The organism is Rhodococcus sp. IEGM 1318 (genome assembly GCF_033142465.1).
In the GTDB taxonomy this organism is placed as follows: Bacteria; Actinomycetota; Actinomycetes; order Mycobacteriales; family Mycobacteriaceae; genus Rhodococcus_F; species Rhodococcus_F qingshengii_B.
Genome location: NZ_JAWLSC010000021.1, coordinates 10,521 through 35,884, shown reverse-complemented (window position 1 = coordinate 35,884; position 25,364 = coordinate 10,521). Strand labels below are relative to the sequence as shown.

Here is a 25,364-nt window from a genome sequence, read left to right as displayed (position 1 = left end):
GCTGCGGTGACAGCGGTGGGCGCGTGTTCCCAGTGGGCTGAAATGACCACTATGGCAAGGGGTTTGGGCATCGACTGGGCCCAGGCGAAGAGGTCACCGAGCCACTGCGGATCGTCGAGGGTGAAGGGGGCGCCGTGGCTGACGAACAGGCTGGGCAGCGGCCCGTCGGACGGACTCCACACGCGCTGCTCACGTGCCTGCGGCAGCACGTGGGCACGGAGATCGTCGTACGCGGCGGCCGGCCCGGGCGAGGTCCGGCCGTGGCGCGAGGCTGGGCTCGTGAACATCAAAATCGGCTCCTTAACTTTCCCAGGCAACTGTTTTAACTTGCCTGGGCAAGTACTAGTCTAACGCGGGATCACTTGCCTAGGCAAGTGCAAGTTGCCCAGGCAAGTACGATGGGCCCATGAACACCCCGTCGCCCTGGCTCGATGAAGACCAACAGGATTTGTGGCAGGCACTGCTCACGGTCGTCATCGCACTCCCGACAACCCTCGACCGACAGCTCCAGCGCGACGCGGGCATCTCCAATTTCGAGTACGGAATACTGGCCCAGCTATCGATGGCCGACGACGACACGATGCGCCTGAGCGACCTCGCCCGTGTCTGCGACAGCACCCAGCCCCGTCTGTCGAAAGCGATGGACCGCTTCGAAGCCCGCGACTGGGTCACCCGCCGCCCCGACCCCAGCGACGGCCGATACACCTTCGCCACCCTCACCGACGACGGCCGCCGCAAGCTCGCCGACAGCGCCCCCCAACACGTCGCGCACGTAAAACGACTCGTGTTCGATCCACTGACCGCTGCTCAACGCCGCAGTCTCGGGACCGCGCTCACCCGCATCGCCGCCACCGTGCGCGGGGAACTCGAACAGGGCTGAGCCACCCCTAGTCGCGCCAGCCCTCCAACCCGGCATCAACCACTCGAAGAAATCAACGCCTTCGTTTATACCCAAAACGAACTGGGCATCTCCGGCTGTCCCCCGAACACCGAAAGCCGCCCAGCAGCGCCTCCCCCAGACAACCAGCAACCTCCGGACCGCAGGCAAGCGCTTCGACATCGAGAATTCCGAAAAACGCTGATCGAAACTCCGGAAATCACCTGGAGGGGGCAAGATCCACCGACCCCCTTGCGCGAGACTCGTCTGCGTGCAATAGCTGCCCCAGCAACAAGTGCCCCCGCAACTAATTTGGAGGACGGCTCATGATCAAGATCACCATCCTGCTGACCCGGCGCAGCGACCTCACCCACGACGAGTTCATCGACTACTGGACCCAGAAGCACACGCCGCTGCTGGCCCAACTGCCCAGCGACGAAGTGACGGTGAACCGCTACGTCCAGCTCCAGCCCACCGGCGACTCGATCTCGGGCATCGCGACAGCCCCGGTCGACGGTGTGGCCGAACTCTGGGTCGACACCGTCGCCGACGCCGCCTCGTGGTTCACCTCGCAGACCTACCAGAGCGTCGTGGCCGAGGACGAGACCAACTTCCTCGACCGGTCCAAGACTCAATTCCTGTACGCCACCGAGCAAGGGCGCTCGGTCCAGGTTCGGCTGCCCGTACAGCTGTCGGTTGAGCATCTTGATGCGGTTCATGTGACCTTCGAGGGGGCTGGAATGGTGTTCGAGGGTCGGTCCTCAGCGGTAACCATCGAGAACACTGGCATACTCGAGAGCGGATGCTTGCCGCAGTTAGGCCTGCTATGGGTCGCGCCGAATCTCACCCACCAGCAGACCGGCGATCCCCGTTTGGCGTAGCGCCGAATTCTGTTGCAGACCAAGCGATTTACGATGCCGGCTCCGCGCTCCGAGGTCGAGGTTCTTGCACCGGTTCTCTGGCACGCCCGCCTCCCGCTTGCCGCTCCGCACCTAAGGGGCCGCTTGGGTCCAGGCTTCGCACCAACCGTGCGAGAAGGGCGCCGAGCGTAGTGACCTCGTCGGCGGACAAGCAGCTCAATGCAAGGTCGCGGGCTGCGGTACTTTGGATTGGCGCCGAATCGCGCAGCCGACTACGCCCTTCCGTCGTGAGCTCGATGTCGAATGCGCGTGAATCCTCAGTAGACCGCACGCGACGCACAAGCCCACGCGCCTCGAGTCGCACGAGGACCTTCGACATGCGTGGCAAGGAGGCGTAGGTACGCTCGGCCATCTCACTGATCCGCAACGTGTGCTTCGGTGAGTCCAGGAGCGACATCAGCGCCCCGTACTCGAACAAAGTCAAGTCGACCGACCGGAGACGCTGGTCCATCGATGGTGTCAATAGCTGGGACATCACCGTGAGTGCGATCCACAGCTCCGCCTCCGCATCACTCAACCCGGGTAAGCCTCTTGACATGTCAACGATCCTACCAAAGTAGTTGCACTTGCAACTGTTCTTCTATATAGTTGCCGGTGCAACCAAAATTTGGAGGGTGAATCGCAATGGCTCGTCGAGCTGTTTCGTATGCGGGATCGGATGGAGAGTTCACCCGCAACGAGAAGCAGAAGTCGCGCGGCCTTCCTTCGTTTGGACACCGGCTGGATTCCCGGGAATCTGGCACGAGGACCGCAGCAGAGGCTTATCGACAGTCGATCGAACTGGTCGTCGCAGCGGAAGAAATTGGCGTCGCCGGGGCGCACTTCCGCGTACATCACTTTGCCGAGCAACCGACCGCGCCATTGCCGATCCTCGCTGCCGCAGCGGAACGCACCGGATGGCGCCAACCGACCAATCCACTCGAAAGGTATCCCCATGTTCGAGAACACCACTCATCTGATCGCCGCTCAAGGGCCGATCGTGTCCGTCAAACCCATCGTCGTACCGAGCAACGGGCGAGGAACCGCCCTGCAGCTTCGGATATCCGCACCCACGACCGGGACCGATCTCCCCGTCATTCTATTTTCCCACGGTTTCGGTGAATCGATGGACGGATACGGTCCACTCACGGACTGGTGGGCCTCGCACGGTTTCGTTGTCCTGCAGCCCACCTATCTCGACTCCCGCAGCATGGGCCTTACCGACGAGGATCCCCGGCGTGCCGGCATCTGGCGGCAACGCGCCAACGATGCGATCCGGATCCTTGACCACCTCGGCGATATCCTCGACACCATCCCGGGACTACGCGAACGCACCGACACCACGCGCATCGCCGCCGCCGGACACTCTTTCGGCGGCCAGACAACCGGAATCCTGCTCGGCCTCGGCGTCGTTGATCCAGATACCGGCGACATCGTGTACTCCCCCGACGAGCGGGTGCGAGCCGGCGTGCTCATGGCCACGGCCGGACGCGGCAGCGACCTGTCACCATTTGCCGCGGAGCACTTCCCCTTCATGAACCCCGTCTTCGACCGCATGACCACACCTGCCCTCGTCGTTCTCGGCGACAAAGACGACTCACCACTCAGTACCCGCGGCCCCGATTGGTCTGCCGACCCCTACACCGACAGCCCAGGCGAAAAGCACCTCCTCACTCTGCACGGCGGCGAACACTCCCTCGGCGGCATTCCCGGCTACGACGTCCGCGAGACCACCGACGAGAACCCCGCTACGGTGCGGTTGCTGCGCGAGACTGCAGCAGCATTCCTCCTCCACGCCCTCCACCTCGACGACACCCACTGGGAGTCGGCGCAACGATCTCTCGGCGGCAACGGGACCGACCTCGCATGGTTGGAGTCGAAGCGATGACTCGGACCAAAAGCCTCGACGAACATAAGGCCACCCCAGAATCGAAACGCAAGGAGTGTTTACAGCTCCACAAAAGGTCTTCAGCGGCAACGGAATACGAGCTTTGAATCCGGTGCGGGGTAGCCCTTACGCATCGTCAGTGAGATCACAGAGTGGACGCGACTGACTCCCGAGCAGCTCCAGACCGGGCGGGAGCGGGCAAGCCAACGGCATGCTCGTCTACCGCATCCCCGCGCTCCCAACAAACGAACGTCAAACTCCGCGACATCCCCGAACAACTCCTCACCCGAGTATCAACCCGGCATCGACGTTCCCTTCACCTCAGAGAGACGAGTCCACATCGATTCGGCGATTGCGCCATGGGGATCCGGCCCGAGCTCTCCTATCCGTCCTTCTGAACGAGATCGTGGCAGAGCGAGGAAAACTGTCATCGACACTGTGCCGGATATGTTTACGCTGTCGGTTGGCGCCTGATGAAGTCGGCCATGCCAGGGACCGTGAAGGCGATCCGGCCGTGTTCCGGCGCCCAGATCAGCCCCTTACGAATAGCGGAGTCGCGAACATCGCTGACACCACTCGAGGTCGATCCCATCAGCTCGGCAACCTTCCCCGACCGGGGCGTGTCCTCACCTGTAGCCGCTATCGCGACAAGATACCGACGTTCACGTTCAGTGGAACGGTCCCAGCGGGAGGGGAAGAACCCCTCGTCCAGATGGCTTCGGCCGACTTCCACGGCAAGTTCGGCGTCCTCGAGCTGGAATGGTGTATCAGGGGCGAGAGTCCAGATCGCTTTGCCGTACTCCTGCAGGAAGTACGGGTAGCCACCGCTCGCAGTGACCAGCAGCGCCAGCGCCTCCTCTGTGAAGTCGCCGCCGTGGCGGCGGACCGGAATCCGCAACGCATCGGCGGCGGCCTCTCGATCAAGGGGCCCGATCGTGTTGTAAAGGAACTGCCTCTCGGCGTACGAGCGGTTCTCCGCCAACGTCGCCGGCAAGTTCGGCAGGCCGGCCCCGATCAAGAAAAACGGCCATTCCCGCTGGCTCGCACGATGCTGGACCGCCAGCAATGCAGACAGCAGATCCGTGTCGAGATCTTGCATCTCGTCGATGAACAACCCGAAAGCACCGCCCCGCGGCTTGAGTGCCCCGGCGATCGCCTCGACAAGCTCCTCGATATCGAGGTCGATGTCTCCGCTCGCTGCCGCGGGCTGCGCCGCTCCGACCTTCACCGTCGCCGGTCCGAGCCCAACTTTCAGGGAGAATCCCCGAGCAAGATCAATCAGCGGGTCGACGACCTGCTGAAGTTTGTGCTTGCGGCTGTAGCGGCGCAGGCCAACTGTCAACTCTTGCGAGAACTTCGCCCGGACCGCTGCGGTGCCGGAGACATTAGGCCGCGCCTCGATACCGATCGTCAACCATTCATGCCGATCAGCATGTCCGGCAAGGGTGTTCAACAGCGTTGTCTTACCCACTCCCCTCAATCCCGACAAGATCATGCCCCGGTCGTAGTTACGGCGCTTGCTCCGCGCCACGAGAAGGTCGAACGCCGCGAGCTGCTTGTCTCGACCTTCGAGCGCCGGAGGGCGAAGGCCCGATCCCGGCTTGAACGGGTTCAGCTCCAGGTCCATATCGGAAACTATAGCAATCTATGGTCACATTCCCATATACATCGATAAGTTCAGATACCTGTCTAGGCCCGAAACCAAGCCATCACCCACGACCGACGTTGCGTTGTTCTGGACACCTGAGTACGCAGGACGTTTGCCTGGCGGCTTCAAGAACCTGCTCGACTGGACAGTCGGTGGACCGAACTGACCGACAAACCTCCGGCTTGGATCAACGTCGACGCACGGGTCCTGGGCCGGGCGCCATGCACACATCGAAGACCGTATTAGGTTATGTCGGGGCACAAGTGGTCCGGGCTGCACGCTTGCAAGCACCTGTCGGACGGGCCGACGTCGACGAAGACGGCACCATACGAAACCCGGCAGTAGTGCAATCACTGGCCCAGATCTGGAGCCAGCTGAGATGACCTCCACCAGAGTCCCCGCGGTGGGTCGCCAAAGATAGTCTAACCGGTACGCCGGCGCCTCCGGTTCGCACAGAATCTTCACCCACTCGCACGGCGGTCATTTCGGCGGGGTCAAAGGATTTGTCACTGACGAGGAGATTGAGTCCGGTGCTGTAAAAGTCTATGCGCCAGACAGTTTTACCGAAGAGGCGATTTCGGAGAACGTGCTCGCCGGCACCGCGATGACGCGTCGCGGCATGTACATGTACATGTACATGTACAGATCGTTCCTTCAACCGGACAACGGAACACTGCGCCCGACCGACGTCGCGCCTGTACGAAGGTGTTCCGTAGAGGTCTCCGGTAATCCCCCCGCTATGGGGAACACTTGGTGCTACGGGCGATCCGTTCTGTGTCGGATACGTGCACTGTTCCACCGACGAACAAGACGTCGAGAGCAGCAAAATTGTTCGACGCCGATCGAATCGAGGGCCCCGAGGGTGTCGCTCGCTTGTTCGTCAGGACCGAAATCAGATACCGGCGAGCGATCCACACCGTGGCCGCGCCAGTCGATGCGCACCACCTGGTGATCGTTTGCGAGGATAGAGACGAGCGGGCCGAATAACCGATGGTCCTGGCACCATCCGCTCAGTAGTACAACGCTCGGGTTCGAACGATCGCCGTGCTCGTCGTAAGAGATGCCATGATCTGCAACAGCGATGCTTTCGAGAGCGGATGCAGATCATCGCCCTGCCTTTCTGTCGGCGGTCACGGCTCCGGCGAATCGGCCGAATCCGGTCGGGGTGGTCAACGCAGCGCACAGGCGCGAGCGTTTCGAAACGTCCAGTTGCACTGAGGAATGAGAACGCGCACCGTCAGGAATGTTGTTGAGCGGCCGCAGCCCGTACGACCAGCGCTGGGTGTGTTGGATAGTTGGACGTTCCCTAGCCTCCCAGGCCTGGAGTGCCTACGGTACCGATCCGGTCGAGAGGGTCAGAGCGTCGGCAAGGCCGAGCGCGTTCATCATTGCGCAGCCCCTCCCTGCCTGAGGTACGGGGGTTGAGCGTGCGCCGCGTCCCGATGACGGCAACCTTGCCTGCCGACCAGGACTTGAGTTTGATGAGTTCGAAGGTATCCCAGCGCGCTGGAACGCCTTCCAGGCTGGCGATTAGCTTCGCGAGGTGGGGAAAGCTCTGCGTCCAGGCGTCCACATCGACCGGGACGCGGGCGGCGGCCTCGTCCCCTGTGTCGGCCACCAGCGCAATGTAAAAGACTCTCCGCGCTGCTCGGTGTGTAGAGCACACGTCGGTGTCCGCTGAAGTACTCGAGGTAGCGCCCGGCGTCCTCGGGCGACACGAATTCGTCCGATCGAGGAACTGTCAGCCGGATTGCACCCTGACTCATCCGGACCCGTTCCTCGATCAATCCGAATCCATCTCGGGATCCTCGAGTGCGCGCCGTCCGCCGCGACTACCACGTCGGCAGTGCTGACATTTCCCTCGGCATCGGTCACCGAACCTGCTTCGTCGGCCGAGACGATTTCGGAGTCGGCGACGATCTCGACTCCAGCCCGGGTGGCTCCGTCGACGAGCGCGCCGATGAGTCGCTCACGCATGATCGTTTTCACACGAGGCCGGCCAGGAGTGTTGATCTCGATACGTTCGACAGTGTGGCCGTTGTGGTCTCGACTCTCCAGGACCGACCTACATGAGCGGCCACCACCGCGTCGTCGTACAGTCCGAGCGCTTCCAACGAGGCAAGTCCGTTGCCCACACGTAGATTCCGGCGCCAATTGCACGGATTTCGGACGCGCGCTCGTGCAACCGCACCTTCCAGCCGCGTTGCGCCAACGCTGTTGCGACTGTAAGATCGCAGATTCCGCCACCGATGACTTGGGCTGTTCAGGTACTTGCCACGTTGCGTGACCTCCGGGGTCGATGTTGAGGAGGGTGCACCGCCGTGAACCACGGTGCGGCCTACAGCACATGCCTGTCTAATGCGAATACTGCTTGTAGATATACCTATACGGGAATATCTCAGCGACTCCTGAGAGCGTGATTGAGAACTCGACGACTGCATGCATCTGCGGTGGTAAATGCATCGAAGTGGGCTCCTGGTTGAGTTGGTGAGGTCGACATCCGCAGCCGAATCGAGGAGCCCACCCATACCATTATCGCCGGTCTCACTGCGCCCGTCGTGTTCGCCCCACTCGACGGTAGGGCACCGTTGCGCGGTGTACCCGTCGTCGGCCACCGACACACAGTGGGCGATTCTGCAACCGCTGCTGCCGGCGGCAAGCAACATCGCGGGGCGCGGCGGCAGACCCGAGAAGCGCTGCCGCCGAATTGTGATGCGGGCCTGGTCGAGGTCAAAAAGGGATACTCCGGTAAACGGCCTCGAACGTGGATTTCGCTTACCAGCGCCGGACGTTCCGCACTGGTACGCGAAATCAGATCACTGAAGGCCATCGTGGCCGGACTCGGCCCCGGCCGACGTCAGTGACAGCTCCGAGCCAGGTGCGAGCTAGATGTACGAGGCCCGCGTCCCTAACGTCCGTGCCTCATACAGTTAGTGCAGCTTAACCGGACCGACGAGTGGGCAGCAGTGCGCAAAATCGGGCTTTGAAGTACGACAGCGACTCTCATCGAACTCCGTTGGAAGGAGACGCTTGCAACATATCGGTGGTCCGCCCACCCCTGCCATGCTCGCTGTTCACGGGCACGTTCCGGGCCTCACACCCGATTCGAGCACAAGTGCTTGCGGCGTCACACCACGCTCCACCGCGGTCTCACGGTGTGGGGTATCCCCTGACCTCAGCATTCGCCTTCGCGTGCTCTCGTGATCCACCTGACTTGGTCGAGTACGCATACCTCCTTCGCGCCAATTTCCATATTGCAGGCCTCCCTCTTCGATCGGTTTTTCGCTAGTCTGCATGATCAACTACGCACTCGCAGGAGACCGATCAGTGCCAATGCCAAACAATGACACCCCACTCGCTGCTGGCCGGTACCAGGCTGAACAGTGGCTTCCCACAGCTGGATTGCCAGCGCAATCAGACAACATCGCCTTGTTGGCCCGCGCATTGGCACCAAGCGCCTACGGTTCAGCTCGCGATGCCCTGCCGCTGCCCGATCCAGATTCCCCCGCAGGGGCGGCTGTTGCTGCACTACTCCGAGCAGGTCAAGTGCCCACGCATAGGTCCGTCCTCGCAACACTGAAATGGGAGCGCACCAACCCGATCATGCCGAAGGATGCTGCCGAAGACCTCGACAACATGAATCGGTGGCATACGCGCGTCGATGCGTTCGGCGCGGTCCTATCCACCGCAGTGGAAGACTATTGGCATCGGAAGGGATACGGTCCGACGCGATCCGAAGCTTTCGAATCCGAAGCGGTTATTTCATTCGCCCACGCCAACGATCTCGTACAACCGACGCATCGCCAACTGCGATCAACACTGTGCTCAGAACTCCATCGAGCCGGTTGGCTCGTATCGAACCGGCACCCACGATCACTCTGCACAGGCCCGACATTCTTTGCCGTCCAGCACAAAAGATCAAGACGTCGGAGTACCCAGAGAATCGGCCAGCAAGTTGGAAAGTCCATCGGAGAGTTCCGATTTCGATATCACCGCAGTCCCACCTGGAGTCAACTCGCCAGCTTCGCCAAAGACGAGAACGACCATCGCATCTTCCGGACAACCGCAGATGCTCAAGCTCAAAGCCGATGGCTACTCACACAGGAGTGGATCAGAATTGAAAACGGTGAAATCCGACGCGGTGCACGAGCAAAGGCAGCGACAGCACAGCGAGCAGCTGATCGCCAGAAGAATTGGGAGCAAAAAACAACTGAGGAGGACATCTCGCAACGACACCCTGACGTCGATCGAATGACCGAGCAGATTTCGCATCAACCGCATCGTCGGTAAAATCGGACACCACAGCCTCCGAAACCCCGTCGATCCGCGCAGCGTGAGCTGCTGATGGATCAGACCCGAAACCTCCGTCGAGGCCGCGCAGTCCATTCCTGCAAGGTTCGATCAGGACCATCACCAACAGCGAATTCGCGACGATGGGGCAGGCAGATTGGTGCAGTTCGGCGCGTTGGCGAGACATACCCATTTCTGCGACCACATGAGCGATCGGACGACGCTGACACCGCTCGACGAGTTGTGCAACTGAAAGAGGCTTATGACAGCGGGTCTCGTGCTTTCTGCTTGAGGCGTTCGTAGGGTGTTTGGCCTGAGAGGGCGCCGTGGGGTCGATCGTAGTTGTAGTGGTCTTCCCAGTGTTGGAGGCGTTCGGCGAAGAGGTTCGCATCGTCGATGACTTCACCTTCGAGCAGTCGTAGAACTCGTCGGAATCGATGCGATGCGAGCGCTCGACTTTGCCGTTCAGGCGTGGGGTTCGAGGTCGGATCTTGACGTGCCCGATACCCATGTCGAGCAGGTGCCAGTGGAATGCCGAGCCGAATTCCTGACCGTTGTCCGTTTGGACCTTCTCGACCTGGAACGGCAGCTTCGAGAGGACGTGGTCGATGAACTGAATCGCGACCTTCTGGTCGTTGCGCGGATAGGCCCGCAAAACCCGCAATCGAGTGCAGTCATCGATTGCGGTGCAGAAGGTAGTAACGCTTCTTCTTTCCTGTTTGACCAAGTGGCTCAATGAATTTCACGTCCACTTGCAGTTGGTGGCCGGGAGTTGTTTCTCGCAGCGCTCCACCGGGTCTGCGTGCGTTTGTAGCGCCCAAGATGCCGGCAGCCGGTTGAGGCCGAGCTTGTGAAGAATGCGCCAGACACCGGACGGGCTGATGGTGACGTCGTGGTAGCGGGCGAGGTACATCGAGATTTTTTGTGGTCCGAAGTGGTACTGCTGTCGGAGCCAGAGGATCTTCTCTGGTCCCCTGCGGGTCGGTTTTGGTGGGCTGATGGTGCGGCACACTCGACCGATCGTTCAGACCCTCGAACCCCTCTTCGTCGAACCGTCGCCGCCATACGTAGTAGCACTGCCGGCTGATGCCGTAGTAGCGACAGGTGGCGGCAACGCTGCCACTGACCTCCTCGACGTGACGCAGCACTGCAAGTTTGTGTTTTGCCCGACGTTCGAGCTCTCATGGTGACATGGAAGTCTTCCTCTCATCGGAAGACCCAACTGTCAACAACCTCCATCAGTTTTAGAGCTAGCTCGGAAGCGACCTCGATCCCTGCCAGACCACCCCCTGACGGCGGTGACCACACTCCAGCACGGCTCGTGACTGCTGCGTTCCTCCCCGCGTCGCGACCGGCGCCGTCCCCGCAAACGCGGACTGTGCTTCCGACCGCGACGAGCAGAAAGTCGAAGTCCAGGCTCATTGGCAGCCGAATTCATCGAGGCGGCAATCTCCCTCAACGGCGCTGTCCCGCACACCGTCCACGCCGACCGCGGCACTTCGATAACCTCCGGACTTTGTGTCAGAACTGCTCACCAACCTCGGCATCATGCGGTCGCATTCACGACCTCGGGTCTCGAATCATAAAAACCACTTTCCGAAGCCCAGTTCAAGACCCTGAAATACCTGCATGATTTTCCGAAATCATTTGCAACACTGGATGAAGCACGAGTGCTCCTGGAAGGAGTCTTCAACGAGTACAACCGCATTCACCGTCATTCGGGAATTGCCTGGCGTACCCCGGCATCGGTACATTTCGGAACTGCCGACGCGGTCGACGACGCCCGTCAGATCACTCTGAACGATGCCTGCCTCGCGAACCCGGCCCGGTTTTCGCGCCGGCCGAGTCCGCCCGAGATGCCGACCTATTCTTCGACAACGAACCCGTTACCGAATCGCAAAATCAATTGAACGTCACTGTCTCACTTGACTTGACACATAGCGGCCGGTTCGCCGTGTTCCCGTTGAACGAGAACGGCACTGGTCACCAAGCGTAGCCGCGCAAGACGTAGGTGGAGACACTTCGTTGATGTTGGGGCGGATCGAACACGCTCATTCCGGGTACTCAACCTCTCGACCTGGCCATCGACGACTGCGGCGCCAAGTGGTCGGCGTTCTGGACGATGATGGTCACTTCTTCCGGTTCGGTGGGGTGTGCGGAGCGTGCTCGCGGGCGTTCCTCTTGGTGGCGTGGCGAAGCTGCCATATCCGGGCGCCGCCGACCGAGGCCATTACCAGTAGGCCGGCGATCGCGGCGAAGAGCAGTGCCACGCCCAGCGGCATGCTGAAGTTCCATCCAAGGAAGGAGATAGCTGCCTTCTGGGTGTTCTGCAGAATGAAGATCAGCAGGACAATGAGATGATCGCGCCCACGGCAACTGTTATCCAGGTTCGTCCAACTCGGGTGTGGTCGATGCCCGGACCGGCGGGTGGGGCCGCTGGCCTTTCTCCGAGTAACCGATTCGTCCGATCAGAACACTGACACTACGGTGTGAGGGTGCTCGACGTCTGTGTGCGGGCATGACTCTGGCGTCCACGCTCCGCGCTGTGCAATGCTCGAAGTACAACGGACAAATGGGGCGATACGCCATGGTGAGAACTCGTACAGTCCGGGCCGTGATGGTGCTGGCCCTGATGGCCACGGTGGGGGCGTGCTCGTGGTTCTCCCACAAACCTGATTGTTGTCTTCCCCACGGAGCAATCGGTGCCCGCTACATCGCGATCGGCGGCGAGGACAGCCCGCTGGGCCGGTGCAACGGCGGCGAAACGGAGCGCGACGGCGGTCGCGCCCAGAGCTTTACGAACGGCGCGATCTACTGGACCGACACCACCGGCGCTTGGGAGGTGTACGGGCAGATCAGCAACAAGTACACCGATGTCGGCGGCCCCACCTCCGGCGTCGGGTGGCCCACCAGCGGCGAACTGACCACCCCGAACAACATGGGGCGATACAACCGATTCGAGCACGGCGGCATCTACTTCTCCGAATCGGGAACACACCCCGTGTACGGGGCAATCTTCGACGAATGGGGACGCCAAGGCTTCGAAAGCGGACGATTCGGATTCCCGACTTCCGATGAAGTGCAAGTCCCGGACGGTCGGCAAACCAACTTCCAAGGCGGTTGGATCCGCTGGATCACCGAGTCCGATCAGATCCTGACATCGTGACCGGTCAGGTATCGTGACCGGTCAGGCTCCTGGGATTTGCAAGCACACTCTGAAATCTCAGGAGGCCCGCCCAGCGGGACGAGCGGAACGGACGTGAGGATTCCCAACCGAAGGAGAAAGCCATGAACTACCGCCGCCGCAGCCGGATCCCCACCCTGCTCGGGGTGCTGCTCCTACTGTGGTTGACCGCCGGTGTGATCGCCGCTGCCCAACGCGACTACTTCGCCGGTACCTCGGCCGACTGCGCCGACGTGGGCACCATCCTGGTCACGATCATCACCGGGCCACTGAACTACATGGGTGTCAATCCGACGCTCGATTGCTCCCTGCCGCAACCGAGTTCATGACGACCATCCCGCCACGCGGCTGCGCTCGGCCGGCCCCGCGCACCGTGGCGGCGCACCAGCGATGCAGCTGCGGCAGATCATCAGCGGAGACGACAGACATCCACGAGTTCAGCCAACGCGAGAGCGATCTTTTCCAGGATTTCGCGCAGCAGCGGAGTAGTTCGTGTGTAAGCCGTGGTCAGTCCGTCGATCTGCTCGACAAATGTGCGCCGGTCACAGCCGGTGTTCGGGCACAGAAACCGGCGTACCTGCAAGACGCCGTTACTCGATCGGCCAGCTATAGCCGTCTCGGCGAGCATGCATTCGTAGCGACTATGCACTCGTGTCGAGGAAACACCACAGGTCGGACAGCTCGCTGAAGTCGACAACGGCGACGCACGAATACGGACTCCAACAGCGGTCGCATCGACCGAATCGATGTCGACCCCTGACAGATGCGGAAGAAGTACACGCAGGTCACAACAGTTTTCAGAACACCAGAACGATCATCTCCCGCACGATCCACGTCCTGCCCGAACGACACGCAGCGACAAGGTGGAGCCGTCACGGAAAGTGGGCCAGAACCAGGTTTCGACCGTCGTTCACAGCTCGCATCATAGCGATGCACCCGAGCCGCGTCGCTCGATCACGTGGCGAAACGGGCACCGCCCGATCGCGGCAATCCGCTGGCAATGTCCCGCCGCCGGTAGGACTGTTCTCCAGCAAGTCCAGATCGATCACAACGGTGGTGATCTGATGATCGGGTGCGATTTGCGGGACTTGTCGTCGATAGTTGCCCGTTCCGCATGTGAGTCGCAAATAGCTGGAACAGGGAAGCATTCGGTGTACTCGGTGGGTTTCGGGCTTAGGAGCACATCAGTGTCTTGACCATCCGAGTCCGCTCACCAAGGAGTTACACCATGTCTTCGATTCCCGACCCCAACGTGGCCGCGTCCCCTTTTGCGCTCGGATTCGGGGGATTGCGCGCAGTCTTCGTCAACTGCACTCTCAAACGCTCACCGGAGCAGAGTCATACGCAGGGGCTGGCGGATCTGAGCAGCCGGCTGATGACAAGGTATGGGGTGCAGGTGGACCACATCAGGGCTGTCGATCACGACATCGCTACCGGGGTGTACCCAGATATGACCGAACACGGCTGGCGGACCGACGAATGGCCTGCACTCTACGAACGCATCATGGCAGCCGACATCCTGGTTCTCGTCGGTCCTATCTGGCTTGGCGACAACAGCTCGGTCATGAAAAAGGTCATAGAACGGCTCTACGCGTGCTCGGCAATACTCAACGACGCCGGACAGTACGCCTATTACGGGCGCGTCGGTGGCTGTCTGATCACCGGAAACGAAGACGGTGTCAAGCACTGCGCCATGAACGTCCTCTACAGCCTGCAGCATCTCGGCTATATGATCCCGCCGCAAGCGGACGCCGGGTGGGTCGGTCCGGCGGGGCCGGGACCGTCGTATCTCGACGCAGGATCCGGAGGACCGGAGAACGACTTCACCAATCGCAACACCACGTTCATGACGTACAACGTGCTGCACGCGGCCGCCATGCTTCGCCAGGCCGGCGGATTCCCTGCATACGGGAACCAGAGATCGAAGTGGGACTCCGGTGCACGCTTCGACATGGCCAACCCGGAATACCGTTGAGCGGGCCGAGACTGTCCTCGCGCCCATCGAACATCGTTCGACACGGCTATCCGGGTGCGAGACGGACTGCACGTGCCGTTCAGGTCGCGAGCAGTGAAAACGAGTCGAGTCCGACATGAAACAGCTCACCGCACTCGGTGATCGCGTCGGCTCGATCACTCTCTACGACGTCGACTGAGGCCGGTCCAACTCGACGAGCTGCTCGCCGAGCCGGTCGTTGTGCCCTTGGTTCGGTACTACGGGTGCATGCCGTGCCGAGCGTTCCTCCAGGAGCTGGAAAAGCTGCGACGGGACTTCGAGACAGCCGGGGTCCGGATCGTCGCGGTGGGTGGTGCTGCCGACTACCAGGCCCGGAACCTGATGGACAACGGGATCGATTATTGGCTGCTCCTGGACCCGTCGCATGCTCTGTACGAGGCACTCGATGTGCGTCGGATTCATTGGTGGATGTTGCTCTACCCACGTACCTGGTGGAGATATTTGTCGACGATTCATCGCGCCCGACAGGGGCGTATCACCGGGCATCCGCTACAGGCGCCTGGATTGGCGATCATCGATACCGACCGCACGATACGTTTTTTGTATCGCGGCCGCACGCTCGGCGACTATCCGTCGCCCGCAGCTGTCCTGAGCGAGGCTCGGCGTCTGACTCGTCACCACAGGTGACAGATGCCGACACCCGTGAGGGCCCGCTCTCGAGGACGCGGATCCGTGAGTGGAATCGATACCCCGGTTCACCGGGTTCTGGTGAGCATAGAAAGCCTACGACAGGAGCATGTATGAGTTCATCGACGTTCGTCGACGGGATCGAGGTCATGTGGCGCCCCGGATGCCCGTTCTGCAGGAGACTGCGCAGTGCATTGGGCAAGCGCGGCATCTCCACCACCGATATCGACATTTGGTCGGTACCCGAGGCCGCCGCGAGGGTTCGCGCTGCCACAGGGGGCGACGAAACCGTCCCGACCGTCTTCATCGGGAGGAGTGCGCTCGTCAATCCGAGCGTCAAGCAGATCGTCGCTGCGGTCCAGCGTGAATTACCAGACCGAATAGGAGAGCTGGCACCCGCGCAATCGGAACCCCGAAAGTGGCGTGCGATGTTCGGACTCGGGCAGGGAGCCACCTCGTGAGCAGCATGTCGGCGTGGTTGGGCGAGCACAAGATCGCGCAGTCCGACGACATCGTGATGGTGGAGGGCAATGCCTACTTCCCGATCGGCTCAGTTCGTAGTGGTGTTCTGACGCCCACTGCGTCGAAGTCACTGTGCTTGTGGAAAGGGATAGCGAGCTATTTCGACGTCATGGTCGAGGGTGCTGCGCTGAAGAACGCGGCGTTCGAGTATCGGCGACCCTCTCCGCTAGCGCGACGAATCAAAGGTCGTGTCGCGTTCTGGAACGGTGTCACTGTCCGGAGGGACTGATCCGACGCGCACCTGAATGTGGCCTCCGCGAACGGAAGCCGAACGCACCTGTGCTAGTTGCCGCGGCACCGTCGTCCACGGATGCGCGTCGATGTCGGATCCGCCGAGTCGGCAGGCCAGGCGGGCGAGCGGAGTCCAGACCGCAGCGGCGCCGGTGGGTGTGCGCATGTCCACCACTGCCACGTCGCCGCCGGTCCGCGTCGCCGAGATCATCGTGTTCAGTGCCGAGCGCCATGCGGGCATCAGCGACAGCGCGTAGGTGCTGATCGCCGCGTCGAACCGTCGCTCATCACCCAACTCGGCGGCGTCCACGGTAGTGGCATCAGCTTCGATCAATGTCACGTTGGACCAGCCTGCGTCGGTGGCGCGGCGACGGGCCTGCGCGAGCATCTGCGCGCTGACGTCGACTCCGGTGATGGACCCGCTCGGCCCGATCTGCTGCTGCAGCAGCGAGAAGTTGAGGCCGGTCCCGCACCCGATGTCGAGTACGTGACTGCCCCGCCGAAGCGCGAGCAATTCGATCGCGGTCGCCCGCCCTGCGCGGTAGACCGGCCACTCGAAGGAAATCGCGTCGTACATCCGCGCAGACACCGTGTAGCGCATAGGTTTTTTCATCGGGGGCGTCCGTTCCAGGTCGGGTTCGGTGCCGAATCGGTCGAATCGGGCACACTCGTGCACATGAGAACACTGTTCGTCACTTCGGGAACACTGCGCACCAGTCGAAGGGTTCCTTGAACTGTGCACGATTCCGAGCCCCCCGATGTGACAGACGCGCAGGCGCGTGGCTTTCGCCTCTACGTCGAACCGGAGATCGAGGTTCTCCTTCGTGTGGCGGCGACCCTGACCGGCCCCTCCGACGCCGAAGATCTGGTACAAGAAACACTCGTGCGCGCCTGGCGCAGCGTCGACAGATTCGACGGTCGGCACCCGCGAGCGTGGCTTCTGACCATTCTGCGCAACACGAACATGAACATGCACCGGCGTCGCCGCCCGGATACCGTCGCCGACATCGCCGACTTCGTGTCCACTCGGCCCGCGTTCGGAGTCGATCCACCAGGAACGGAAGAGCACGTCATGTCATCGATTCTCTCCGACGATCTCGAGCGGGCCGTCCAATCGTTGGCTCCGAAATTCTGCACTGTCCTTCTCCTGATCGACGTCGATCAACTCACCTACAGCGAAGCCGCGCAGGCCCTGGGCGTTCCCGTCGGCACCGTGATGTCACGACTGAGCCGTGCGAGGGAACGAGTACGACGTCATCTTCGGCCCACGTTCGTCGCGGCTACCGGAAAGGCACACCCATGATCAGAGCTGCACGGATGATGTTGACGTGCCATTGGTCGGCACGTCGGATACAGCGCTACCTCGACGCCGACCCTGCCGCACCACTCCACACCGACGAGATCCGACGTCTCGAAGCCCACCTGGCGGTGTGCGAGAAATGCCGCGCCTCCGAACTGGAGTTTCGGCAGATCAACGCCGCCCTCTCGCGGTGGACCGTCGACACGATGCCCGATCAGGACAGCATCGAACACGTTCGACACTTCCTCGACCGACTGACAGGTGAGAGCACATGAAGGCACGCGAAGTAGGGAGCGGCGAGTGGCCCGAGAAGGCTGATCTCGTGGTCGTGGGCGGCGGCACCGCCGGCATCGTCGCAGCGAAGACCGCAGCCGGATTCGGGATCCGGGTTGTCTTGATCGAACGCGAACGCACCGGCGGTGACTGCCTGTGGACCGGCTGCGTCCCGTCGAAAGCCCTGATCGCGGCGGCCTCGGCCGCCGCGACAGCGCGGTCTGCGCATCACTTCGGCGTCGACGTCGGCGAGACGCGGATCGACTTCCCACGAGTGATGGCTCACGTACACCGCTCCATCGAGCGCATCGCACCCGTCGATTCACCCGAAGCCCTCACCGCCGCCGGGGTCACCGTCGTACCCGGTAATGCCGTCTTCACCTCAGCGGACACCGTCACCGTCGACGGCCGACCTGTTCACTTCCTTCAGGCGATCATTGCTACCGGTGCCCGGCCCACCGTTCCACCGATCACCGGACTCGACTCCGTCGCCTACCTCACCAGCGACACCCTGTGGAACCTGACCTCACTGCCGCAGCGGCTCCTCGTCATCGGCGCAGGCAACATCGGGTGCGAAATGGCGCAGGCCTTCGCCCGACTGGGATCGGACGTCACCCTCGTCGGCCGCGCCGAGACCGTCCTTCCCAAAGAGGACGAGTCGGCATCATCGTTGCTCGCGAACACCCTCGGAGAGGACGGAGTGACCGTCGTGACCTCCGCCGAGATCGTCGACATCGACGCCCGTTGCGCACGTACCGATTCCGGGTGCACAATCGAGTTCGATCGGGTACTTGTCGCCACTGGCCGCACCCCGCGTACCGAATCACTGGGACTCGCTGCAGCGGGCGTCTCCGTGGACGGCCGTGGATACGTTGTCGTCGACGACCATCTCACCACCACCAATCCGCGTATCTGGGCCGCCGGCGATCTGACCGGTCATCCCCAGTTCACACACACGGCCGGGATGCACGGCTCGCTGGCCGCAAGCAATGCTGTCCTCGGACTGCCACGCATGATCGACAAGACGGGCACTCCGCGCGTAACCTTCACCGACCCCGAGATCGCTTCTGCCGGAATCGATGTCCGAACAGCACGACGCATCCCCGGTCTACGGTTGCAGACCCTCGAGCACGCCGAGATCGACCGAGCCATCACCGAGGGCAGGACCGGCGGCTTCACGACGCTGGTACTCGACGGCAAACATCGCATCGTCGGAGCCAGCGTGGTCGGTCCGAGGGCCGGCGAGACCATCGGAGAACTCGTCCTCGCCGTCAAGCACGGTCTGCGCACCCGCGATCTCGCCGCGGCAACGCATCCGTACCCGACGTACAACGACGGGCCGTGGAACGCCGCGATCGCCGACGTTCGTGCGCAACTGAACTCACCCATCGTCGCACGCGCAACCAAGACGGTCGCGAAGATTCGAAATGCCTGGGTGCGAAGACGAATCGACTCCTAGCGCCTGCACTCCACATTCCTTCGTCGGGAAAGGGTGGAAGGGAAGGGATAGGTCGGCGGGTTTCCATTCCAGAGGGTGCGCGGCCCTCGGTCACCCGCCACCAAACAGAAAGCAGACGTCATGTCAACCACATCGGCTACCTCCACCACCGGCACCACCACGTTGCCCAGAACGATCGCAGTCGGCGCCATCGCCGGTCTGATCGGATCGCTCGCCATGGCGATGTTCGCAATGATCGCCGCACTGACCTATCAGAACTCCGGCTTCTTCACCCCGCTCTATCACATCGGATCGGTGTTCATCGATCCCTCGACGATGATGACGTCCATGCAGCAAGCGATGGGAGGACAGTCGTTCTCCTTCGCATTCGGGCCCGCGGTCGTCGGCGCGTTGGTTCACATGATGGTCGGCATCATGTACGGAATCGTGTTCGCGCTGATCGTGCACGTCGCCAAACTACGGGGACCCGTCCTGCTGCTCGCTGGCATGCTCTACGGTGCCGTTGTATTCGCCGTCAGTGCGTGGGCGGGATTGCCGATCGCCGCGTCGATCTTCTCGAGCGGAGACCAGGTCGCAGACATGGCGTCAATGGTCGGATACGGCACTTTCGCCGCAGAGCACCTGCTCTACGGTCTGGTCACCGCTGCCGTACTCGTCGGAGCAGGCTTCCGCGCAGCTCGCGCACGCCCGAGCCACTGACACCGACCGTGCCCCGTTCTGGAGTGAAACACTCATCAGGACAGGGCGCGGTACCCGGCGATGATGCGTTGCCCGGAACTGACCGTGACCACGCCCGCCCACACCACCGCGATCTGCCAGCCGAACTGCGGCAACAACAGCCATAGGCTGTGCACCGCAATGGTTTCCGCTCCTTCGGCCAGTCCGCCGAGGAAGGACAGTGAGCGGCCGTCGTCGATCTTTCGGTCGGTTTTCTCGGCGATGGAGGAGAACGCGAGAAATGCGGTGCCGTTGATGTAGTACGCCAGCAGCACCAGCAGGAACGGCCACCACGGTGCGTCGTAACCGGAAGATGCGCCGACCGCCACACCGACGACCGTCGTTCCGTAGACCGTGAAATCGGCGGTGATGTCGAAGAATCCACCTGCTCCCGAAATCGGTTTGCCGCGGCGAATGCGCCTTCGCGCCAGTGGTCCGTCGAGCCCGTCGGCGAGGCGTGAGAAGATCCACAGTGCCAGCGCGAGGAGCCACAGTTGCAGTCCGGCACTCAGGGCACTGCCCAGGCCCAGCACCAGGCCCAGCGCAGTGATTCGATCGGGAGTGATCCGGCTGCGGTCGAGTATCCGGGCGCACCGATCCAGCGGATCCTCGAGCATGCGACGCAGGTAGTTGTCGATCATCGGGTCGTGTCCTCCTCCTGAACCCCCACCGCATCCTGCGTCAGACCGAGTCGACGGGCCAGCAACCAGGAGCCGACGCTGACGAGGAGCACGGCAAGCAGCGCGGCCGCGAAGGGCCAGGACAACGGCGAGGTTCCGTAGGCCCCGAGTGCAGTGAATCCGATAGTGCCGGGCACGATGCCGACCAGCGTGCCCAGAACGTAGTCACGTTGACCCACTGCGCTGATGCCGGCCGCGTAGTTGACCAGAGAGAATGGGAACAGCGGTATCAGTCGCACGATCAGCACCGACATCAATCCGCGGCGTCCGAGCATGCCATCGAGCTTACGAAGTTTGCCCCACTCCGACCGCGCGACCTGGCCGCGGCCGAGCGCCCGAGCGAACCAGTACGCCAGATAGGCACCGCCGGTCGCGGCCACGACCACCAGCGACGCGCCGACTGCAAGCCCGAACAACAGGCCGGCCGCGATCGTCAGAGTGCTGGCCGGGAACGGGGTCGCCGACAGCAGCGCGTAAAGAACGACAAATGCGGCGAACCCCCACCAGCCTGCATCGGAGACTGCCGCCCGTATCGCCTCGGGATTCGGGAGATCGACGGTGTTCGCGGCGAGGACGACAGCGATGAGCATCAGAGCGACAACAATCAACTTGACGGTAGAACCGACGCCACGTGAGCTCTTGCTGTCGACAGCGGGTTCAGTGGGTTCGCCTGCCGAAACCGGGTCCTGCTGCACCATGGGCACCTCTCGATTGCCGAAAACACATTCATCCTCGTCATCGGGAAGCCTTCGAGCACCTCGGTGTGTTCCCATAACGCTGGATTCGACCGATTACGGTGGATCGGGCAGCGTCATCGATGTCTGCATGTTCGGACCAGGAGGCCCGCTTTGTTCCCACGATCTTCCGCCAGTAGGTCTCGAAGGCGCTCATTACAGGCCCTGGTGACCGCCGCGAGCGCAGGTTTGATCCTCACGGCCTGTGCAGCGCCTTCATCGGAGGCTCCGCGTGCCGAGGACCAGTCCTGGAGCGAGATAGAACAACAAGCGCAGGGACAGACGGTGTCGCTGTGGATGCACGGCGGCGACGAACAGGGCAACGTGTACGTCGACGATGTCCTCACTCCCGCCGCCGCAGCCGCAGGCGTCACGCTCCGCCGCGTTCCCGTCGAATCCACCACCGATGCGGTCAACCGCATCCTGTCCGAAAGGCAAGCCGATGTCACCGACGGCGAGGTCGATCTGGTGTGGGTGAACGGCGCGAACTTCGGCACCGGGAAGCAGGCCGGTGCGTGGCTGTGCGGTTGGACGCAGAATCTGCCGAACATGCAGTACACCGACCCGGCGGACCCACTGCTGAGCAACGACTTCGGCACCCCGGTGGACGATTGCGAATCACCCTGGCACAAAGCGCAGTTCACGCTGGTCTACAACGCAGCAGCCATCCCCGATCCACCGACGACGTTCGACGGCGTCCTCGACTGGGCCCGCGCCAATCCCGGCCGCTTCACCTACCCCGCTCCCCCGGACTTCACCGGCTCGGTGTTCGTCCGCGAGGCACTGGTGAACGAATCCGGCGGAGTCGACGAAGTCCCCACACAGTTCGACCAGGACTCCTACGATCGGCTCGCGCCTACACTGTTCGACCGTCTGAACGCGCTCGCGCCCTCGCTCTGGCGGGAGGGGACGACGTACCCGCAGTCCTCCTCCGAGCTCGACGCGCTCTACGCCGGCGGGCAGGTGGACATGACGATGACCTACGGGCCGGCCACGCTCACCCGACTCGTCGCCGACGGCACCTACCCGCCCGAGACACGCGTACTGACTCTCGACGAGGGAACCGTCGGGAACGCGAGTTTCCTGGCCATACCGTCGACCTCGGGGAAGTCCGCCGCGGCGCGGGTGGTGGCCAACATCGCTCTGTCACCGGAGCAGCAACTCGCCAAGTCGGAACCTGAGGTGTGGGGTCAGTTCACCGTGCTCGACATCTCGCGCCTCACGCCGGAAGCGCGGGCACAGTTCGAGCAGCTACCGTCCTCGCCGGTCGTGCCCGCGTACGAGGTGATCTCGGCGAACGCGCACCCGGAACTGTCCGCGAAGTGGGTCACCCCGCTCGACGAGGGTTGGCGTCGAAGCGTGCTTGCCGGACGGTGAGCGCGACCAAGACAAGCCGCCGCGGCACCGTGGCGGTGCTGCCTGCCGTCGTGCTGGTCGTCCTCGTTGTCGGCGGTGGTCTCGGTACAGTGGTGCTCCAGAGCCTGGGTTTGATGCCACTGGTGGGAACACCTGAGCTGTCGGCGGCGGCGTACTCCGCGCTGGGCGGTGACCTGTGGCGCTCGGTAGCGCTGACGGCGTCGATCGCCGTCGTGTCGACGGCGTTGGCCGCGGTGATCGGGCTCGCGGCGGCTCTGACCGCGTTGTCGGGTCGGCGCACTTCCCTCGTGGCCGCCGGATTGACGGTCACGGTGCCGCACCTCATCGGTGCTGCAGCGATGGCGCTGCTACTGGCAGATTCGGGCATGCTGCCCCGCATTCTCGGCCTGACCGGCGGGGGTTGGCCGGAGTTGGTCGGCGGGCGGTGGTGGATCGCTGTCGTCGCCGAATATGCCTGGAAAGAATCGGCTTTCGTGGCCGTAGTCGTGGCGGGCACTGTGGCCACCCGAGTAGCGGAATTCGACGAGACGGCCGCAACCCTCGGGGCCGGCCGGTGGGCTCGGCTGCGGCTGGTCACCCTGCCGCTGGCTCGGCCTGCGCTGATCGCCTCGGCGGCCATCGCGTTCGCCTACGCTGTCGGATCGTACGAGGTGGCGCGCATCCTGGGTCGCCCCTACCCGGAACCGTTGCCGGTCATGGCAATACGGTTGTTCACCTCGATCGACCTCGAGACGCGTCCGCAGGCCGCAGCTGCTGCGACAGTCGCCACCGCCGTGACTGTCGTCGTGGCCGCGGTGGCGCTGCACTTTTTGCGCAGATCGGCGGTGTGGAAGTGAACAGGGCCTTCTCGTCCGTCGGCCGAACGCTGCTTGTTGTGTGGTTCCTGTTGCCGCTGGTTCCGATCGTGTTGTGGGCCATCAGTAATCGTTGGTCTTTCCCCGGCTCGGTCCCCCAGGAATGGGGGTTAGACGGGGTTCGCAGCGCCGTGGCAGCCGGGGGCATCGACGCTTTCGTGCGGTCGACCTACCTCGCTCTCACCGTCGCTGCCATCGCAACACCACTGGGCTCGCTGGCTGCCCGCGCCCTGGTGCGCGGCGAGGTGCGTTTCCCCGCCGTCGTGGCTGCGATTCTGTTCGCGCCGCTGGCTTTGCCACCGTTCGCCGTGGCGATGGGCCTCGATGTTCTCGTGTTGCGCTCGCGCATCCCCAGCACGCTGGCAGTGATCGCGCTGCTGACTGTTGCAGCCATTCCGTATACGACGTATCTGATGCGAGTGGCGTTCGGCGCGTATGACATCGGCTATGAGGAAGAGGCGCGCACACTCAGCGCGTCGAGCTCCATCGTTCTGCGGCAGATTCGCATCCCGCTGTTGGCTCCAGCGTTGGCGGGTGCAGCGTTACTCGCCTTCCTCGTGGCGTGGAGCGACTACGTGATCACCCTGCTGATCGGTGGAGGCAGACTGGTCACCGTGCCCATTCTTGTCGCCTCGTTCGCTGGCGGAACCGGCAACGATTCGGTGGTGGCTGCGCTCTCGGTCGCCGCTCTCGTGCCGCCGCTGCTGTTGGTGATCATGCTCGCCAGGCTGCGCCGAAGGGCAGGGCGATGAGCGTCGAGCTGTCCGTACGCGGGCTGACCAAAATACATGCCGGTCAATCGGTCGCGGCTCTGGATTCGTTGGATCTTACTGTGCCGCCGGGCTCCTGTACGGCGATACTCGGCCCCTCGGGCTCGGGTAAGAGCACGGCGCTCCGCTTGATCGCCGGGCTGGATTCACCCACTGCCGGCACGGTCCACATCGACGGTGCAGACATCACCGGCACGGTCGCGGAGAAGCGCGGCGTCGGGATGGTGTTCCAGCGTCCGATGCTGTTTCCGCACATGTCGGTACTCGACAACATCGGCTTTGCTTACCGCGCTGCCGGGGAGAGTCGTCGACGTTCCCGCGAGCGGGCCCGCGAGTATCTCGATCTGGTCCACCTTGGCGATATCGGGGGTCGAGCCGTCTCCGAGGTTTCCGGCGGGCAGGCGCAGCGGGTGGCGTTGGCGCGCTCACTCGCCGGTTCCCCGCGCGTACTGTTGCTGGACGAGCCCTTCAGTGCGCTGGACCCGGTGTTACGCACCGAGATGCACGACCTGGTTCGCGAGCTACGAACCTCGCTGGATCAAACCCTGCTGCTCGTCACCCACGATCAGCAGGAAGCGGCGGTGCTCGCCGATTCGGTTGCGGTGCTCATCGACGGCCGATTGGAGCATCATTCCGACATCGCGACGGCCTACACGCGGCCGAGCACCCTGGAGGTCTCCCGGCTGATGGGTGGAGTCAACGAAATCGACGGGCAGTGGGACGGAACCGGTCTGCATCGCTCCGACCTCGGCGAACTGCGGGTCGACGGCGTCACCGGAATCCCGGCCGGACCCGCTGTTTTGCTGGTGCGCCACGAACTGATCATGTTGGGTGACTACGGTGTTCGTGGAACCATTTCATCTCTACGGCCTACCGGGTTTCGGGCCATCGCCGATGTGAATGTTGGTTCGACTACCGTGAAGGTGGAGGTGGCTGCGGCGTCCTCCGTGAGTATCGGGGATGCGGTCGCACTGACCATTCCAGACGGCGCGAGGTTCGTCGTCGGGCAATGACTCTCTC

General features: G+C 62.7%; 30 protein-coding genes and 2 pseudogenes. 20 read left to right on the top strand and 12 right to left on the bottom strand.

The features are described 5' to 3' along the window. The first annotated feature begins 406 nt into the window (after nucleotides 1-406). Both R4P65_RS30590 and R4P65_RS30585 read left to right on the top strand, forming a co-directional pair. Nucleotides 407-880, top strand: a complete 474-nt coding sequence (locus tag R4P65_RS30590) for a MarR family winged helix-turn-helix transcriptional regulator (RefSeq protein ID WP_317829293.1) — start codon at nucleotides 407-409, stop codon at nucleotides 878-880. Between the two features lie 323 nt (nucleotides 881-1,203). Next, nucleotides 1,204-1,758: an EthD domain-containing protein gene (locus R4P65_RS30585; RefSeq protein ID WP_317829292.1), complete on the top strand. Its 555-nt coding sequence runs from the start codon at nucleotides 1,204-1,206 to the stop codon at nucleotides 1,756-1,758. Nucleotides 1,759-1,786: 28 nt separating this feature from the next. Here R4P65_RS30585 and R4P65_RS30580 read toward each other — a convergent pair whose 3' ends face one another. After that, the gene (locus R4P65_RS30580) at nucleotides 1,787-2,248 is read right to left on the bottom strand and encodes a MarR family winged helix-turn-helix transcriptional regulator (RefSeq protein WP_317829311.1); all 462 of its coding nucleotides are present in this window, start codon (nucleotides 2,246-2,248) and stop codon (nucleotides 1,787-1,789) included. Between the two features lie 483 nt (nucleotides 2,249-2,731). Here R4P65_RS30580 and R4P65_RS30575 point away from each other — a divergent pair, with 483 nt between their 5' ends. Beyond that, complete coding sequence (locus R4P65_RS30575) at nucleotides 2,732-3,664, top strand: chlorophyllase/cutinase-like alpha/beta fold protein (RefSeq protein WP_317829291.1); 933 nt, start codon at nucleotides 2,732-2,734, stop codon at nucleotides 3,662-3,664. Between the two features lie 451 nt (nucleotides 3,665-4,115). Here the strand turns inward: R4P65_RS30575 and R4P65_RS30570 are convergent, their stop codons facing one another. The 3 genes from R4P65_RS30570 to R4P65_RS30560 form a co-directional block, all read right to left on the bottom strand. After that, complete coding sequence (locus R4P65_RS30570; protein WP_317829290.1) at nucleotides 4,116-5,291, bottom strand: ATP-binding protein; 1,176 nt, start codon at nucleotides 5,289-5,291, stop codon at nucleotides 4,116-4,118. A 777-nt stretch (nucleotides 5,292-6,068) separates the two neighbouring features. After that, nucleotides 6,069-6,326 carry an alpha/beta fold hydrolase gene (locus R4P65_RS33275; protein WP_411742607.1) on the bottom strand — a complete coding sequence of 86 codons (258 nt, stop codon included), beginning with the start codon at nucleotides 6,324-6,326 and terminating at the stop codon, nucleotides 6,069-6,071. Between the two features lie 516 nt (nucleotides 6,327-6,842). Next, the gene (locus tag R4P65_RS30560) at nucleotides 6,843-7,289 is read right to left on the bottom strand and encodes a hypothetical protein (RefSeq protein ID WP_317829289.1); all 447 of its coding nucleotides are present in this window, start codon (nucleotides 7,287-7,289) and stop codon (nucleotides 6,843-6,845) included. A gap of 647 nt (nucleotides 7,290-7,936) precedes the next feature. Here R4P65_RS30560 and R4P65_RS30555 point away from each other — a divergent pair. Then, nucleotides 7,937-8,176: a transcriptional regulator gene (locus R4P65_RS30555; RefSeq protein WP_317829288.1), complete on the top strand. Its 240-nt coding sequence runs from the start codon at nucleotides 7,937-7,939 to the stop codon at nucleotides 8,174-8,176. A 1,686-nt stretch (nucleotides 8,177-9,862) separates the two neighbouring features. On the opposite strand, the gene R4P65_RS33270 is transcribed toward R4P65_RS30555, so the two are convergent. Continuing rightward, nucleotides 9,863-10,129, bottom strand: coding sequence for an integrase core domain-containing protein (locus R4P65_RS33270; RefSeq protein ID WP_411742606.1), 267 nt, complete (start codon nucleotides 10,127-10,129; stop codon nucleotides 9,863-9,865). On the opposite strand from R4P65_RS33270, the gene R4P65_RS30545 reads away from it, so the two are divergent. Continuing rightward, nucleotides 10,099-10,341 carry a hypothetical protein gene (locus tag R4P65_RS30545; protein ID WP_317829286.1) on the top strand — a complete coding sequence of 81 codons (243 nt, stop codon included), beginning with the start codon at nucleotides 10,099-10,101 and terminating at the stop codon, nucleotides 10,339-10,341. The two genes, R4P65_RS33270 and R4P65_RS30545, sit on opposite strands and share 31 nt — an antisense overlap. Nucleotides 10,342-10,344: 3 nt before the next feature. Here the strand turns inward: R4P65_RS30545 and R4P65_RS30540 are convergent, their stop codons facing one another. Next, nucleotides 10,345-10,515 (bottom strand): hypothetical protein, encoded by a 171-nt coding sequence (locus R4P65_RS30540; RefSeq protein ID WP_317829285.1) that lies wholly within the window; start codon nucleotides 10,513-10,515, stop codon nucleotides 10,345-10,347. 73 nt (nucleotides 10,516-10,588) lie between these two features. Next, nucleotides 10,589-10,759 (bottom strand): annotated as a pseudogene (locus tag R4P65_RS30535) (helix-turn-helix domain-containing protein); the annotation flags it as partial. Between the two features lie 447 nt (nucleotides 10,760-11,206). On the opposite strand from R4P65_RS30535, the pseudogene R4P65_RS33265 reads away from it, so the two are divergent. Then, nucleotides 11,207-11,512 (top strand): annotated as a pseudogene (locus tag R4P65_RS33265) (integrase core domain-containing protein); the annotation flags it as partial. 219 nt (nucleotides 11,513-11,731) lie between these two features. Here R4P65_RS33265 and R4P65_RS30530 read toward each other — a convergent pair. Then, nucleotides 11,732-11,884 carry a hypothetical protein gene (locus tag R4P65_RS30530; protein ID WP_317829284.1) on the bottom strand — a complete coding sequence of 51 codons (153 nt, stop codon included), beginning with the start codon at nucleotides 11,882-11,884 and terminating at the stop codon, nucleotides 11,732-11,734. Between the two features lie 236 nt (nucleotides 11,885-12,120). On the opposite strand from R4P65_RS30530, the gene R4P65_RS30525 reads away from it, so the two are divergent. After that, nucleotides 12,121-12,768 (top strand): trehalose corynomycolyl transferase, encoded by a 648-nt coding sequence (locus R4P65_RS30525; RefSeq protein ID WP_317829283.1) that lies wholly within the window; start codon nucleotides 12,121-12,123, stop codon nucleotides 12,766-12,768. A gap of 122 nt (nucleotides 12,769-12,890) precedes the next feature. Further along, nucleotides 12,891-13,115, top strand: a complete 225-nt coding sequence (locus R4P65_RS30520) for a hypothetical protein (RefSeq protein ID WP_317829282.1) — start codon at nucleotides 12,891-12,893, stop codon at nucleotides 13,113-13,115. Nucleotides 13,116-13,195: 80 nt separating this feature from the next. Here R4P65_RS30520 and R4P65_RS30515 read toward each other — a convergent pair whose 3' ends face one another. Continuing rightward, nucleotides 13,196-13,435 (bottom strand): hypothetical protein, encoded by a 240-nt coding sequence (locus tag R4P65_RS30515; protein WP_317829281.1) that lies wholly within the window; start codon nucleotides 13,433-13,435, stop codon nucleotides 13,196-13,198. A 579-nt stretch (nucleotides 13,436-14,014) separates the two neighbouring features. On the opposite strand from R4P65_RS30515, the gene R4P65_RS30510 reads away from it, so the two are divergent. The 4 genes from R4P65_RS30510 (at nucleotide 14,015) to R4P65_RS30495 (ending at nucleotide 16,178) form a co-directional block, all read left to right on the top strand. Further along, nucleotides 14,015-14,761 carry a flavodoxin family protein gene (locus R4P65_RS30510; RefSeq protein ID WP_317829280.1) on the top strand — a complete coding sequence of 249 codons (747 nt, stop codon included), beginning with the start codon at nucleotides 14,015-14,017 and terminating at the stop codon, nucleotides 14,759-14,761. Between the two features lie 174 nt (nucleotides 14,762-14,935). Next, a complete protein-coding gene (locus tag R4P65_RS30505; RefSeq protein WP_317829309.1) occupies nucleotides 14,936-15,427 on the top strand; it encodes a redoxin domain-containing protein in 492 nt (163 codons plus the stop codon). 113 nt (nucleotides 15,428-15,540) lie between these two features. Beyond that, complete coding sequence (locus R4P65_RS30500; RefSeq protein WP_317829279.1) at nucleotides 15,541-15,888, top strand: glutaredoxin domain-containing protein; 348 nt, start codon at nucleotides 15,541-15,543, stop codon at nucleotides 15,886-15,888. Nucleotides 15,889-15,893: 5 nt separating this feature from the next. After that, nucleotides 15,894-16,178, top strand: a complete 285-nt coding sequence (locus tag R4P65_RS30495) for a DUF427 domain-containing protein (RefSeq protein ID WP_317829308.1) — start codon at nucleotides 15,894-15,896, stop codon at nucleotides 16,176-16,178. Here R4P65_RS30495 and R4P65_RS30490 read toward each other — a convergent pair. Then, on the bottom strand, nucleotides 16,116-16,793 hold the full coding sequence (locus R4P65_RS30490) for a class I SAM-dependent methyltransferase (protein ID WP_317829278.1): 678 nt from the start codon (nucleotides 16,791-16,793) through the stop codon (nucleotides 16,116-16,118). The two genes, R4P65_RS30495 and R4P65_RS30490, sit on opposite strands and share 63 nt — an antisense overlap. Before the next feature lie 147 nt (nucleotides 16,794-16,940). Here R4P65_RS30490 and R4P65_RS30485 point away from each other — a divergent pair, with 147 nt between their 5' ends. The 4 genes from R4P65_RS30485 to R4P65_RS30470 all read left to right on the top strand — a co-directional run bounded on the left by R4P65_RS30485 (nucleotide 16,941) and on the right by R4P65_RS30470 (nucleotide 19,911). Continuing rightward, nucleotides 16,941-17,483 (top strand): RNA polymerase sigma factor, encoded by a 543-nt coding sequence (locus R4P65_RS30485; protein WP_317829277.1) that lies wholly within the window; start codon nucleotides 16,941-16,943, stop codon nucleotides 17,481-17,483. Then, nucleotides 17,480-17,755: a zf-HC2 domain-containing protein gene (locus R4P65_RS30480; protein WP_317829276.1), complete on the top strand. Its 276-nt coding sequence runs from the start codon at nucleotides 17,480-17,482 to the stop codon at nucleotides 17,753-17,755. Before R4P65_RS30485 ends, R4P65_RS30480 begins: the two co-directional genes overlap by 4 nt. Then, nucleotides 17,752-19,212: a dihydrolipoyl dehydrogenase family protein gene (locus tag R4P65_RS30475; protein WP_317829275.1), complete on the top strand. Its 1,461-nt coding sequence runs from the start codon at nucleotides 17,752-17,754 to the stop codon at nucleotides 19,210-19,212. The genes R4P65_RS30480 and R4P65_RS30475 overlap by 4 nt, the downstream gene beginning before the upstream one ends. A 120-nt stretch (nucleotides 19,213-19,332) precedes the next feature. Further along, on the top strand, nucleotides 19,333-19,911 hold the full coding sequence (locus R4P65_RS30470) for a hypothetical protein (RefSeq protein ID WP_317829274.1): 579 nt from the start codon (nucleotides 19,333-19,335) through the stop codon (nucleotides 19,909-19,911). A gap of 35 nt (nucleotides 19,912-19,946) precedes the next feature. Here R4P65_RS30470 and R4P65_RS30465 read toward each other — a convergent pair whose 3' ends face one another. After that, complete coding sequence (locus tag R4P65_RS30465; RefSeq protein ID WP_317829273.1) at nucleotides 19,947-20,570, bottom strand: CDP-alcohol phosphatidyltransferase family protein; 624 nt, start codon at nucleotides 20,568-20,570, stop codon at nucleotides 19,947-19,949. After that, nucleotides 20,567-21,307, bottom strand: coding sequence for a TVP38/TMEM64 family protein (locus tag R4P65_RS30460; RefSeq protein WP_317829272.1), 741 nt, complete (start codon nucleotides 21,305-21,307; stop codon nucleotides 20,567-20,569). The genes R4P65_RS30465 and R4P65_RS30460 overlap by 4 nt, the downstream gene beginning before the upstream one ends. 204 nt (nucleotides 21,308-21,511) lie before the next feature. Here R4P65_RS30460 and R4P65_RS30455 point away from each other — a divergent pair, with 204 nt between their 5' ends. From R4P65_RS30455 to R4P65_RS30440, 4 genes are read left to right on the top strand one after another with little or no spacing between them, the layout of a single operon-like run. Further along, complete coding sequence (locus tag R4P65_RS30455) at nucleotides 21,512-22,720, top strand: ABC transporter substrate-binding protein (RefSeq protein WP_317829271.1); 1,209 nt, start codon at nucleotides 21,512-21,514, stop codon at nucleotides 22,718-22,720. Then, the gene (locus tag R4P65_RS30450) at nucleotides 22,717-23,556 is read left to right on the top strand and encodes an ABC transporter permease subunit (protein ID WP_317829270.1); all 840 of its coding nucleotides are present in this window, start codon (nucleotides 22,717-22,719) and stop codon (nucleotides 23,554-23,556) included. Before R4P65_RS30455 ends, R4P65_RS30450 begins: the two co-directional genes overlap by 4 nt. Then, a complete protein-coding gene (locus R4P65_RS30445) occupies nucleotides 23,553-24,326 on the top strand; it encodes an ABC transporter permease (protein ID WP_317829269.1) in 774 nt (257 codons plus the stop codon). The genes R4P65_RS30450 and R4P65_RS30445 overlap by 4 nt, the downstream gene beginning before the upstream one ends. Then, on the top strand, nucleotides 24,323-25,357 hold the full coding sequence (locus tag R4P65_RS30440) for an ABC transporter ATP-binding protein (protein WP_317829268.1): 1,035 nt from the start codon (nucleotides 24,323-24,325) through the stop codon (nucleotides 25,355-25,357). Before R4P65_RS30445 ends, R4P65_RS30440 begins: the two co-directional genes overlap by 4 nt. Nucleotides 25,358-25,364 lie beyond the last annotated feature (7 nt).

Excerpts from the sequence above, each read along its gene's own strand:
- R4P65_RS30490 (WP_317829278.1), bottom strand. The coding sequence starts at position 16,793 with ATGAAAAAACCTATGCGCTACACGGTGTCTGCGCGGATGTACGACGCG.
- R4P65_RS30520 (WP_317829282.1), top strand. The coding sequence starts at position 12,891 with ATGAACTACCGCCGCCGCAGCCGGATCCCCACCCTGCTCGGGGTGCTG.
- R4P65_RS30460 (WP_317829272.1), bottom strand. The coding sequence starts at position 21,307 with ATGGTGCAGCAGGACCCGGTTTCGGCAGGCGAACCCACTGAACCCGCT.
- R4P65_RS30590 (WP_317829293.1), top strand. The coding sequence starts at position 407 with ATGAACACCCCGTCGCCCTGGCTCGATGAAGACCAACAGGATTTGTGG.
- R4P65_RS30560 (WP_317829289.1), bottom strand. The coding sequence starts at position 7,289 with ATGCGTGAGCGACTCATCGGCGCGCTCGTCGACGGAGCCACCCGGGCT.
- R4P65_RS30530 (WP_317829284.1), bottom strand. The coding sequence starts at position 11,884 with ATGCCGCTGGGCGTGGCACTGCTCTTCGCCGCGATCGCCGGCCTACTG.
- R4P65_RS30585 (WP_317829292.1), top strand. The coding sequence starts at position 1,204 with ATGATCAAGATCACCATCCTGCTGACCCGGCGCAGCGACCTCACCCAC.
- R4P65_RS30480 (WP_317829276.1), top strand. The coding sequence starts at position 17,480 with ATGATCAGAGCTGCACGGATGATGTTGACGTGCCATTGGTCGGCACGT.
- R4P65_RS30570 (WP_317829290.1), bottom strand. The coding sequence starts at position 5,291 with ATGGACCTGGAGCTGAACCCGTTCAAGCCGGGATCGGGCCTTCGCCCT.
- R4P65_RS30580 (WP_317829311.1), bottom strand. The coding sequence starts at position 2,248 with ATGGACCAGCGTCTCCGGTCGGTCGACTTGACTTTGTTCGAGTACGGG.
- R4P65_RS30575 (WP_317829291.1), top strand. The coding sequence starts at position 2,732 with ATGTTCGAGAACACCACTCATCTGATCGCCGCTCAAGGGCCGATCGTG.
- R4P65_RS30465 (WP_317829273.1), bottom strand. The coding sequence starts at position 20,570 with ATGATCGACAACTACCTGCGTCGCATGCTCGAGGATCCGCTGGATCGG.
- R4P65_RS30510 (WP_317829280.1), top strand. The coding sequence starts at position 14,015 with ATGTCTTCGATTCCCGACCCCAACGTGGCCGCGTCCCCTTTTGCGCTC.
- R4P65_RS30470 (WP_317829274.1), top strand. The coding sequence starts at position 19,333 with ATGTCAACCACATCGGCTACCTCCACCACCGGCACCACCACGTTGCCC.
- R4P65_RS30525 (WP_317829283.1), top strand. The coding sequence starts at position 12,121 with ATGACTCTGGCGTCCACGCTCCGCGCTGTGCAATGCTCGAAGTACAAC.
- R4P65_RS30540 (WP_317829285.1), bottom strand. The coding sequence starts at position 10,515 with ATGTACCTCGCCCGCTACCACGACGTCACCATCAGCCCGTCCGGTGTC.
- R4P65_RS30495 (WP_317829308.1), top strand. The coding sequence starts at position 15,894 with ATGTCGGCGTGGTTGGGCGAGCACAAGATCGCGCAGTCCGACGACATC.
- R4P65_RS30475 (WP_317829275.1), top strand. The coding sequence starts at position 17,752 with ATGAAGGCACGCGAAGTAGGGAGCGGCGAGTGGCCCGAGAAGGCTGAT.
- R4P65_RS30440 (WP_317829268.1), top strand. The coding sequence starts at position 24,323 with ATGAGCGTCGAGCTGTCCGTACGCGGGCTGACCAAAATACATGCCGGT.
- R4P65_RS30500 (WP_317829279.1), top strand. The coding sequence starts at position 15,541 with ATGAGTTCATCGACGTTCGTCGACGGGATCGAGGTCATGTGGCGCCCC.